This is a genomic window from Catenulispora rubra, assembly GCF_015356825.1.
Taxonomy (GTDB): Bacteria; Actinomycetota; Actinomycetes; order Streptomycetales; family Catenulisporaceae; genus Catenulispora; species Catenulispora rubra.
Genome location: NZ_JAACYW010000348.1, coordinates 1 through 11,465 on the forward strand (window position 1 = coordinate 1; position 11,465 = coordinate 11,465).

The 11,465-nt window shown below is 70.9% G+C and carries 7 protein-coding genes and 1 pseudogene; 1 reads left to right on the forward strand and 7 read right to left on the reverse strand.

The genetic code is table 11. The features are described from left to right. The 7 genes from GWK61_RS47915 to icmB form a co-directional block, all read right to left on the reverse strand. Positions 1-1,113 (reverse strand): serine/threonine-protein kinase (locus GWK61_RS47915; RefSeq protein ID WP_194920026.1); only part of this gene is annotated, 1,113 nt, incomplete at its 3' end. A 150-nt stretch (positions 1,114-1,263) separates the two neighbouring features. Continuing rightward, positions 1,264-2,475 (reverse strand): VWA domain-containing protein, encoded by a 1,212-nt coding sequence (locus GWK61_RS47920; protein WP_194920027.1) that lies wholly within the window; start codon positions 2,473-2,475, stop codon positions 1,264-1,266. Continuing rightward, positions 2,468-4,732: a DUF5682 family protein gene (locus GWK61_RS47925; RefSeq protein WP_194920028.1), complete on the reverse strand. Its 2,265-nt coding sequence runs from the start codon at positions 4,730-4,732 to the stop codon at positions 2,468-2,470. The genes GWK61_RS47920 and GWK61_RS47925 overlap by 8 nt, the downstream gene beginning before the upstream one ends. Then, complete coding sequence (locus GWK61_RS47930) at positions 4,732-5,865, reverse strand: ATP-binding protein (RefSeq protein ID WP_194920029.1); 1,134 nt, start codon at positions 5,863-5,865, stop codon at positions 4,732-4,734. Before GWK61_RS47930 ends, GWK61_RS47925 begins: the two co-directional genes overlap by 1 nt. Positions 5,866-6,021: 156 nt before the next feature. Continuing rightward, positions 6,022-7,641, reverse strand: a complete 1,620-nt coding sequence (locus GWK61_RS47935) for a DUF5691 domain-containing protein (protein WP_194920030.1) — start codon at positions 7,639-7,641, stop codon at positions 6,022-6,024. A 169-nt stretch (positions 7,642-7,810) separates the two neighbouring features. Next, positions 7,811-9,142, reverse strand: coding sequence for an SWIM zinc finger family protein (locus GWK61_RS47940; protein ID WP_194920031.1), 1,332 nt, complete (start codon positions 9,140-9,142; stop codon positions 7,811-7,813). A 715-nt stretch (positions 9,143-9,857) separates the two neighbouring features. Beyond that, positions 9,858-10,265 (reverse strand): coenzyme B12-dependent isobutyryl CoA mutase small subunit, encoded by a 408-nt coding sequence (gene icmB / locus GWK61_RS47945; protein WP_194920033.1) that lies wholly within the window; start codon positions 10,263-10,265, stop codon positions 9,858-9,860. A 305-nt stretch (positions 10,266-10,570) separates the two neighbouring features. On the opposite strand from icmB, the pseudogene GWK61_RS47950 reads away from it, so the two are divergent. Then, positions 10,571-11,465, forward strand: a pseudogene (locus GWK61_RS47950) (hypothetical protein); the annotation flags it as partial.

Consider the following 11,465-nt stretch of genomic DNA (forward strand, 5'->3'; position numbering starts at 1 on the left):
AGAGACAGGCTGGATGCCGGGCGGATAGTGCACAGGCGGGCCGGATGCGGCGGCGGGCGCGGGCGGCTGGATATTCGGTGCGAGGGCTTGGTTTTCCAGGCTGCCTGTCGCGGGGCCACCGGGCGCACTCGGCAGCACCGATGTGCCGCGCTCAAGCGGAAGCGCCTGGGTCGGCGAGCTCGCGTCCGCGCCGGGCGCAGCCTTTGCAGGCGTGGCTTTGGTGGGCGCACCGTAGAGGCGATCCCCCGGAGGCTGCTCGGGTGCGTAGTGGCTGCGGCCGACCTGGATCAGGGTCGCGAGTTCGTCGGGGCGCACTGACCAGAGGCCGATGAGGTCGCGGGGGGTCGGTCGGTCGGCGGGTTCCTTGGCCAGGCAGCGTGTCAGCAGGGGGCGGAACTCGTCGGGTACTCCCGCGAGTTGCGCCTCGCCGAACCGGGTGCGGTACATGCGGGCTTCCGAGGGGCCGGCGCCGAAGGGCCCGTGTCCTTGCACCGCGTAGGCGAGGACCGCTCCCAGCGCGAACACGTCCGATGCGGTCGTCGCGCCTCGGCCGGCGATCTGCTCCGGGGACATGTAGCCCGGGGAGCCGAGGACGGAGCCGGCGCGGGTCAGGACGCTGTCGGTGTCGCGGTGAGCCAGTCCGAAGTCGATGAGTTTCGGTCCGTCGGGGGCCAGCAGGATGTTGTCCGGCTTCACGTCGCGGTGCACGAGGCCGGCGGTTTCCAGCGCGGCGAGTGCGTCCGCGAGTCCTGCGGCCAGGGCCCGTAACGCGCGCGGCGGCACCGGCCCGGACTCGCGGACCACCTCGCCGAGGGTCGGGCCCTCGATGAACTCGGCCGCGTACCAGGGTTGCGGCGCGTCGGGGTCGGCGTCGAGGACGGCTGCCGTGAAGCGTCCGGTCACGGCCTTCGCGGCGCGGACTTCGCGGGCGAAGCGGCGGCGGTAGTCCGGGTCGGCGGCGATCTCCTGGTGCACCAGCTTCACCGCGACCAGGCGGCCGTCGGCCCCGCGCGCCAGGCACACCAAACCCATGCCGCCGGAGCCGAGACGGCCCAGGAACTGGTACGGGCCCACGCCGCGCGGGTCGCGGGCCCGCAGCCGCTGCACGTTCACGGTCGGCCACCGCCCCGGCGGCGGCCCGGCACCGCACTCATGTTCCCCCGCATAGCGCACACCGTATAAGCCGCGTGCGGCCGCGTCACCAGCGAGAGCTCCCCTCGTTTCGCGACGCTCGCGCCAGCCTCCACTTCTCCGCGAACTTGCTCACTTCTCCATGAACTTGCTCAGATCCTGCCGCTGGATCGCCGCCGCCATCAGGTCCCCGAACTTGTCCGGCGTGCACGCGAACGCCGGCACCCCCAACGCCGCCAGCGCCGTGGCGTTCTCCCGGTCGTACGCCGGCGCCCCCTCGTCCGACAGCGCCAGCAGCACGATCACCTGCGTGCCGGCCGCCGTCATCTCCGCGACGCGGCGCAGCATCTCGCGCCGGACGCCGCCCTCGTAGAGGTCGGAGATCAGGATGAAGATGGACTCCGTCGGGCGGCTGATCAGCGACTGGCTGTACGCGATCGCGCGGTTGATGTCCGTGCCGCCGCCGAGCTGCGTCCCGAACAGCACGTCCACCGGGTCCGTCAGCTGCGGCGTGAGGTCCACGACCGCGGTGTCGAACACCACCAGCGAGGTCTTCAACGACTTCAGCGACGCCAGCACCGCGCCGAACACCGACGCGTACACCACCGAGGCGTACATCGAGCCCGACTGGTCGATGGCCAGCACCACGTCGCGCTTCACCGCGCGCTCCTTGCGCGCGTAGCCGACCAGCCGCTCGGGCACCACCGTCCGGTACTCCGGCAGGTAGTTCTTCAGGTTCGCCTGGATGGTGCGGCCCCAGTCGATGTCGCTGTGCCGGGGACGGCTGGTCCGCGTGCTCTTGTCCAGCGCGCCGCTGACCGTGGCGCGCAGCTTGGCGCCGAGCCGCTTCTCCAGGTCCTCGACCAGTTTGCGCACCACCTGGCGCGCGGTCTCCTTGGTCTCGGCGGGCATCAGGTGGTTCAGCGACAGCAGGGTGCCGACCAGGTGCACGTCGGGCTCGACCGACTCCATCATCTCCGGCTCCAGCAGCAGCTGGCGCAGGTTCAGGCGGTCGATGGCGTCGCGCTGCATGACCTGCACCACGGTCTGCGGGAAGTAGGTGCGGATGTCGCCGAGCCAGCGCGCGACCTGCGGCGAGGACGCCCCCAGGCCCGCGCTGCGCTGCGCCTGCTGCCCGCCGCGGCCCCGGCTGCGGCTGGTGACGGCGCCGCCGCCGGTCTCGTAACCGCCCTTGTTGTAAAGTGCCGCCAGCGCCTTGTCCATCTCCATGTCCACGCCGCTCAGCTTGCAGCCGGTGCCGTCGTCGCCGCCGCCGAGAACGAGGCGCCAGCGGCGCATACGCTCGTCGTCGACGCCGCCGGCGGCTTCGCGCGTCTCAGCCATCTGACTCCCCCTTGATCCCCAGCAGCATCCGCACGACCGGCAGCGCGCGGTCGGCGCGCGCCCGGTCGAACCCCGGCGGTTCGGCGCCGGCCTCGACCCCGGCCACCGGGGCCGAGCCGACGGTCCGCGCCAGCTCGCCGATCTTGCGGCGCTCGGGGCCTTCGAAGTTCGAGAACGTGCGGCGCAGCAACGGCAGCACGTCGGTGAAGGTGTCCGCGGGAATCCCGGCGATCCACCGGTCCAGCAGGCCCAGCAGCACCGGGTCGTGGATCAGCAGCATCGCGCCGCCGGACAGCACGCCGTCCAGCCAGGCCGCGGCCTCGGCCGGCGGCACGCCGGGGGTCAGCGCCAGGCCCATGCGGCGGTTCAGCTCGTCGCCGTCGATCTTCGAGGCGTCGTAGAGCAGCCGCAGCGCGCGCCCGGCGAGCAGCCCGGTCATGCCCTCGCGGTCGGCGACCATGCGCAGCGCGCGGTGCCATTCCTCGGTCGCGGCGGGGTCGTCGAGCAGGGTCACGATCGCGTGATGCGTGTTGTCCATCCGGGCCCGCATCTGCTGCGCGCCGTCCTCATCAAGGCCGGAGCAGGCCTGCGGGAAGCCGAGCGCGATGCGGACCACCAGGGCGTCGGCGACCTTGCGCAGCGCCGCGGTGTCGGTACCGCGGACATCCGTGTACCGCAGGGTCCTGGCCAGCGCCGGCAGGGCGTCGGCGAGATGCGCGACGTCGGTGTCCACCGCGGCCCGGTCGGCCAGCAGGGTCATGATCGGGTCCAGCGCGTCCGGCAGGTCGGCGAGCAAGCAGGCCTCGACGACGTCGGTGATCCCGGCCAGCTGCTCGGCGTTCGCCGCGAGGTCCGCGGACTTCGCCGAGGCCGCGGTGACCACGGTGGTGCCCCAGATCGCGGCCTCGACCAGCTTCACCGCGAACTCCGGCTGCCAGTCCAGCGACCAGGTCTCCCAGAACGTGCCGCTGCCCTGCGAGCGGCCCAGCGTGCCCCAGCCGATGCCGAGGATGTTCAGCCGGTGCAGCAGCCGCGACTTCTCGCCGTCGTTGGGCTTGCGCAGGTCCAGCTTGGCCTCGGTCTGGCCGGGCTTCGGCGCGAAGCGCAACCGCTTCTGCTCGCGGGCCAGGTCCGCGGCCAGCGGCACCACCGGCACGTCCGGCGGCACCTCGCCGAGGTCCTCGCCGATCACCAGCTTGTCCCGGACCAGCGCCATCTGCGTGTCGTAGCCGTCACACAGCACCGACTGCACGGCCTCGGTGACCTCGGTCAGCCCGGCCAGGGTGCGGCCGCGCAGCGTAGCCAGGGTCTCGGCGAGCCGCGTGGCCTCGATCAGGTGCGCGGAGGAGACCGGCAGGTCCTCGGCGCGGAAGAGTGCTGCGACGCGCGCGAGCCAGCGCTCAACGACCAGATCCGGTGCCGTGAACAGATGGTGGTACCAGCCCGGCGACTCGATGCCGGCGCCGTAGCCGGAGCGGAAGGACAGGCGGCCGTGGGTCCACGGGACCCAGGTCGCCGTGGTCTTCGCCTTCTTCGGCAGCTCCTTGAGGATCTTGGCGTCCGCGGCGGCCGGGCCGATCTCGGCCAGCGCCGGGACGTGGAAGGCACCGCATATCACCGCGATACGCTGGCGCCCCGCCTTGATCTCCTCGCGGATGCACTGGCGCATGTACGCCTCGCGCTGCTCGTCCTCGGGACGGGCCTTGTCCCGGACGACGGTCATCGCGTCGGCGATCGCGGCGAAGGAGTCGAGGGCGGAGAAGGTCCCGTCGGCACGCTGCTCGACGACGTCTTCCCACCAGCGTTCTGGGTCGTCGTAACCGGCAGCGGTGGCCAGGGCGGCGATCGGATCGGTGCGGTGAAGCTGGATGATGGGATCGGGCGCCGGTTCCGGCTCGTCCGGCGGCGACTCAACCGATTCTTCCGGCTCCTCCGGGACTTCCGCGAAGCGGTGGCCAGAAGGAAGGTCGATGAACCGCACCGGGATGCCGGACTCGACCCCGAGTCGCATCGCGACCCACTCGGGTGAGAACTCGGCGAAAGGCCAGAACCCAGCGCGCGAGGGATCGGCGTCGGCATAGACCAGCAACGCGACCGGCGGCCGCATCGCCGGATGCGCGGCGAGCGGGATCAGCGCGTCGGCCTCCGGCGGACCCTCGATCAGGATCGCGTCCGGATTCAACTCCTCGAGCGCCGCCGCGACCGCCCTTGCCGATCCGGGCCCGTGGTGGCGGATCCCCAGCAAGGTGACGGTCATCAGGCGCTGACCTCGCGGCAGCTGCGGTAGAAGTCGGTCCAGCCCTCGCGGCCGCGGGCGACCGTCTCCAGGTATTCCTGCCACACCAGCTTGTCGGTCGAGGAGTCCTTCACCACCGCGCCGAGGATGCCGGCGGCCACGTCGGCCGGGCGCAGCGTGCCGTCGCCGAAGTGCGCGGCCAGCGCGATGCCGCCGGCCACCACCGAGATCGCCTCGGCCGGGGACAGGGTGCCCGAGGGGGTCTTGAGCTTGGTCTTGCCGTCCTCGGTCAGGCCGCTGCGGAGCTCGCGGAAGACCGTGACCACGCGGCGGATCTCCTCGTGGGCCGCCGGGACCTCGGGCAGCTCCAGCGCCTTGCCGAGGGACTTCACGCGCTGGGAGACGATCTCGATCTCCTCCTCGGCGGTGCCCGGCAGCGGCAGCACCACGGTGTTGAACCGGCGGCGCAGCGCGGAGGACAGTTCGTTGACGCCCTTGTCGCGGTCGTTCGCGGTGGCGATGACGCTGAAGCCCTTCTCCGCCTGGGTCTCCTCGCCGAGTTCGGGGATCGGCAGCGTCTTCTCCGACAGGATCGTGATCAGCGTGTCCTGCACGTCGGCCGGGATCCGGGTCAGCTCCTCGATGCGGGCGATCGCGCCGGTGGCCATCGCGCGCATCAGGGGGCTGGGGACCAGCGCGTCGCGCGAGGGGCCGTGCGCCAGCAGCTGCGCGTAGTTCCAGCCGTAGCGCATCGCCTCCTCCGGCGTGCCGGCGGTGCCCTGGACCAGGAGCGTCGAGTCGCCGGAGATCGCGGCGGCCAGGTGCTCGGAGACCCAGGTCTTGGCCGTGCCGGGGACGCCGACCAGCAGCAGCGCGCGGTCGGTGGCCAGGGTGGCGATGGCGATCTCGACGATGCGCCGCGGCCCGATGTACTTCGGCGTGATGACCGTGCCGTCCGGCAACGTCCCGCCCAGCAGGTAGGTCGAGACCGCCCACGGCGAGAGCTTCCAGCGCGGCGGCTTCGGACGGCCGGAATCGGCGTCGGCCTTGCGCAGGGCTTCCAGCTCGCCGGCGAAGGCGTGCTCGGCGTGCAGGCGGAGAACGGTCGGCTGTGTCGCCTCGGAGGCCTCGGCGGCAGCGGCGGTGTCAGACATGGCAGGCAACTTTCGGTTTTCGGCAAGGTGGCACCCACTCAAGAGTCCACCTTGGAGGAAGGGTTCGGACAGAGACAATCCAATACAGCGCCGCGAAGCGGCTCCATAACGGGCGGTGGTGGGAGACGGGTGGGCCGTTAGACAGGGTCCGGATCGCTAAACGGAGTCCAGTTCGGCCAGCATCAGGGCCCGGTCCCGCAGCATCGCGGCGAGGTCGTCCAGGTCCTCGGCCCACAGCGGGAGCTCGGCGCGGATCTCCCCGGCCTTGGCCGCGACCGCGTCGGCGAACGACGGCGGCATCCAGCGGCCGGCCAGGTTGTCCATGCCGAAGAAGCGGGCCACGTCGTTGCGCGTGGCGTTCGGCAGGTAGGCCGGGATCGCGTCGAGCAGGGCCTGGCAGACGGCGTCCGGCCAGGGCCGGCCCAGCCGGCTCAGGATGCTCGGGGCGCTGTGGATCGAGTATTGCGACCGGTGGCTCGCCACCACGCTCAGACACCAGCGCTCGGCGGCCTCGTCGGAGAGCAGCTCCAGCATGTCGTTGGAGGCGTTGACGGCGCAGAACGCCTCGGCCCAGCGGGTGTCCTTCTGGCGCAGCGTCGCCGAGCGCCAGCCCCGGTGGCAGGCGTTGGCCTCCCAGCGGTTGGCGGCCGTGGCGCGCATGAGCTCGGCGGGCGTCAGCTCGCAGTGCTGCTCCCAGGCGGAGAGCGGAGTGGAGGCTATGAGGTCCTCCAGCCAGTACGAGGGCTGCATGCGGGCCAGCCGCCGCTCGTCCTCGGTCTGGACCCAGCCCTCGCCGATGCCGTCCCGGGCCTCGTCCTCGGCGGCCTCGTCCGGTTTGTCCTTCAGCATGACGAGGACGTCGGCGTTCTTGGTGACCACGGTGACCCGCGCGTGCAGGCGTGCGACCATGCGCTCGGCGAACCGGGAGGACGGCAGGGTGGCCAGCAGCCGGACCGCTTCGGCGCGGACCTGTCGCGACTTGTCGTCGAGGGCTGATTCCAGGAACGGCTCGTCCTCCGGCCCGAGGCCGACGCCGAGCGCTTCGACGTAGGCCGCGCGGGTTTCGGCACTCAGGCCGGTCTGCGTCCAGGCCTCTTCCACCAGTTCCCGGGCCGAGGCCGGGTCCTTGCCGCGGAACCACGTGAGGTAGCCGATGCGCTCGTGCGGCTTGTCGGACAGCCAGGCCTCCGGGTCCGGGGCCGCGGCGTAGCGGGTGAAGGTCGACCACTGCTGGTTCTGCTTGGCCAGCCAGGTGCCGCGCGAGCCGGCCAGCTTCATCAGGTCGGCGCGGACCGCGATGCTGCCCCGGGCGTAGTCGAACAGCGGAGGCAAAAGCTCGGCGGGCGCGCGACAGCCGGTCTTGGCGGCCGCTCCCAGGTACTCCGGGAGTGCTTCGGAGCGGGACGCCACCAGCGCCGTCAGCCGGGCCGAGGTCGCGCTGGGCAGCAGTGGACGCGCGTCCATCGCCGCGGACTTCGCGGCCGGCGCCGCGTCGGACCCTTCGGCGCCCTTGGCGCTCCCGGCACCCTCAGCGCCCTCGGCACCTTCAGTGTCCTGCTCGCCGACCAGCTCCGCGGAGTACGCCGAGCCGGCGCTGCCGGCCCGCCGCCACGCGCTCATGAGGGCAGCCGAACTCAGCAGGGCCGCCGCGGGGCTGTCACCGGGCGCGGTGAAGTCTCCGGCGGCCGGCGGGGTGCGACGGTCGGTGCCGACCAGGGCCGTCGAGACAAGGTCCTGCCAGACCTCGGAGCCGGTCTGATTGGAGGCTTCGTTCATGGTGCTCACCGCGCTTCCGCCGAGTAGGAGATCCCCACAGCCTTCGCACTGATGTCCACAGATTGTGCACCACGCCACTGACAACTTACGGGGTCGATGGCAATACCCTGAAATTCCCTAATCACCGGGCCTCTCCCGAGGCGCTTCGCAGGGTTCTTCGCTGATCCGTTCACAGCGCGACCGCCGAACCCTCGGCCCACACGGTGAGCGGTTCCAGCCCCGCGTCGGTGTACTCGCCGAACACCGTCACCGGATGGCCGCCGGAGACCGCGAGCAGCCGCCACAGGGCACCCTCCTCGCAGATGAGCGGAACGCGGCGGCCCTCGGCATCGCCGAGTTCGCCGTCCCGGTCCGGCACCGCGTCCGCGATCACCACCGGCCAGCCCTCCTGCCACGGATCGGTGGCCAGCGCGGCGGCGAACTCGTCGGCGGCGGCCTGCAGCGTGCCGCCCACAGGCGCCGCCGGCGGGTTCGCGGAGTCAAGCTCCCCAGCCTCCATCTGCGCCCGCAGCGGAAGCACTTCGGAGTGGAACACCATCTCGGCCCGGTAGACCGCACCGACCGGCAGCGCCAGCGTCGGCGCCTGCTGCATGGCGCCGAACGCCAGCAGCATCGATATCCGGCCGCTGTCCGCACCGCGCAGCCAGATCCGACGCTCGGTGAGCTTGTCGGCCGCGCGATCGCGGGAGCCCAGGACGTGCCAGCGGTCGGCGACGCGCTCGCCCTCGCGGCGCACCACGTCGGCGTCGACCGAGATCCCGATCCGCCGCCGCACGGTGTCCTGCATCGCCGCCGGCAGCTCAGGCAGCCGGGTCCAGGCCTGGCACAGCAGGTGCAGCCGGGCGAACTCGGCCAGAACCGCGTCCGGCCAGGCGTCACCGGAGGAGGAGCGCGCGGAGGTCAGGGTCCGCACCCGCCCCGCGACACCCGGCGCCTGCGCGTCCACCAGCCGCTTGGCGACCGGGTCGACGGCACCGTAGGACAGCGTCGCGGAGTCGCTGATGCCGGCCGCGATCTGGTCGGTCAGCCACCGATCGAGGTCGGCCAGACCATTGCCGATCCGCTCAGCACGCTGCGCAGCGCGCTTGGCCGCACCCTCGGGATCGGCGGCAGCCTTCTCAGCCTTGGCCGCACTGCGGGCCGCGGACTTCTCAGCACGGTCACGCCGCGAATCAGCCCAGGCCTCAACCCGCTCCGGGAGCACCTCGGCGGCGGCAATGGTGCCAGCCGCCCACAGGAGCAGCAGGCCCAGGGCATGCTTACACGGAAACTTCCGACTGGGGCACGTGCACTGGTAGGCGGTATCCGAGTCGGCCACGGAGACCGTGACCTGATACGGCTTACTCCCGCTACCTTTGCAGTCCCCCCACAACAACCGCTCATCTTCCAGGTACCCAGTCCCCGACCACGGGCCCGCAACCCCGAGCTTCGCGCCCGCCTTCTGCGAAGCGGCATCCGGGGCCAGAGAGTTGACCTGGGCGGCGGTCCAACGTTCTGCCATGCCACGAACACTATTTCAGGGCACCGACAGGGTGGGTGGGGCTTCGTGACAACGGCACCGATGTACGCGGACCGCACACCGGCGCCTCGGCGGCTACGAGCGGCGACGAGACTGCGGGTCCAGCGGGTCCGACCGGACCACGCGGGGGTTTGGTTCTGGGTCCCTCGCCGCGTCAGCGGGCGCAGCCAACCTGCCCGGTTTGGCGGTGTCAAGCCGGGCGAGGCTGGACCACAGCAGCAGGGGTGCGGCTTGATTCCGCCAAACCGGGCTGGTTCCGTTTACGGCGATGACGCGGCGAGGGACCCAGAACCTCGGCGACCACAAGCAGCACCGCCGCCGAACGACGCAACGCAGGCAACAGCGGAGAGAAAGCCGAACAGTCGCGGGCCGGCGGCATCAAGCAGGTCGCGCGGGTCGCCCCCTCGTCGAGGAGGCCCGCCAGAGGCCTCAAGGTGCCCACCAAACGCGGCAGACAGCCGCCAGACCAAACGCGTGCGCAGTGACTCGGACCGACGCGCGGTCTTGCACACGAACACCGGCGGCCGCCAGCGCAACCAGCGGGGCACAGCCGAACTGCGTCCCCTGCGAGGCCATCCAACCATGTGCGAAGCCGTAAAAATCGCCTGCAAACCCACAAACCAGCCGCGCATACAAACCGACCGCAACCCGGGCGGTCTACCCACCGACCACCCAGCCCAGCCAGCAGACCTACACCTCACCCCGCATGCGCGAGATTGGCATCCACCCAATCAATAATCTCCTGCGTAGCCGTCCCCGGAGTGAAGATCGCCACGACCCCCATCTCCTTCAGCGGCTCGAAGTCAGCCTCCGGAATGATCCCGCCGACGAACACCTTGATGTCGATGGCGTCCTTCTCCTTGAGGATCTCGATCACCTTCGCGCACTGCGTCATGTGCGCTCCGGAGAGGATCGACAGGCCGATGGCGTCGGCGTCCTCCTGGATGGCGGTGGCGACGATCTGGTCGGGCATCTGGTGCAGGCCGGTGTAGATGACCTCGACGCCGGCGTCGCGCAGGGCGCGGGCCACCACCTTCGCCCCGCGGTCGTGGCCGTCCAGGCCGGGCTTCGCGATGACGACGCGGACCGGGGCTGACTGGCTCATGGCGGCTGCCTCCATTGGGTGTCCACGGGAAGATCTTCTTTGATCCGCCCATAACCGGTTCACACAGTAGCCGACCTGGGGTGGCGGCCCGGACCGCGCCGGCCTGTGACGGTTCGCACAATCTCCGTGAGGATCATCCGACTTCCTGCGAGAACACCAGTGAACCGTGTGCAAAGGGCGCGCAAAGTCCACCGAACCGTTGTCCGTCCAGCCTCCGAGGCGCTAAAGTCGCGACTCGATAACGGCGCTGTCCCCGCTCCGTTCGCTGATCGGCTGTCCCACGTTCCCAGGAGGTATTGGCCGTCATGGGAAAACATGGTTCGTCCCATTGGGATACCGACTGGGAGTCGGCCATAACGCCTAACGGCGAGGACAGCCTTTACGGTTCGACTGACGGCTACCAGGCCGTCAACGACTGGTCCGGGGTTTACGAGGTCCCGTCGCAGACCGGCTTCTATGAACAGGCCACGGTCTACGACTACGAGGACGCCACGACACGGCAGCCGGTCATGGACCAGAGTTATTACGAATCTGTATACGCGGCCTACTCGGCGCCGCAGCAGGCCCCGCAACAAGCCCACCAGCAGGCTCAGCAGGCCCAGTCGGCCCAGCACGTGCCGCAGATGCCCGCCCAGCCGGTCGTCCCGGCGCAGCCGACGGCGCCCGAGTCGAGTCCCACATGGGACGGACCGGGGTGGCAGGACCCGTACGCGCAGTACGCGCAGCCGCACTACGAGCAGCACCTCGACCAGCACCACGCGCCGCAGCAGCAGTACGAACAGCAGCACTACGGCCAGCAGGCCTACGAGGTCCCGCAGTACGGCGCGCAACCGCAGTACGAAGACCACAACTTCCACCACCCGGACTTCGACACCGGCACGTTCGAGGCCATCTACGACGCCCCGGGCTCCACGGAGGCCGCGTACGACCTCCTGCCGGACGGCGAAGGCGCTTACGACGCCTACAACGCCTACGAGGGCGAGTACGACAACGCGGCCTATGCCGCGGACTACGCCGTCGCGAACGAATACGAGGACGACGCCGAGGACTACGCCGGCTACGGCTACGGCGACCCCGAAGGCTACGACGACCCGAACGGTCACGACCCGAACGGTCACGACGGCCCCGACGCCTACGACGACCCCGACGGCACCCAGGACACGCCCCTGCGGAGCCGCAGCCGGTCCGGCGGCACCCCCC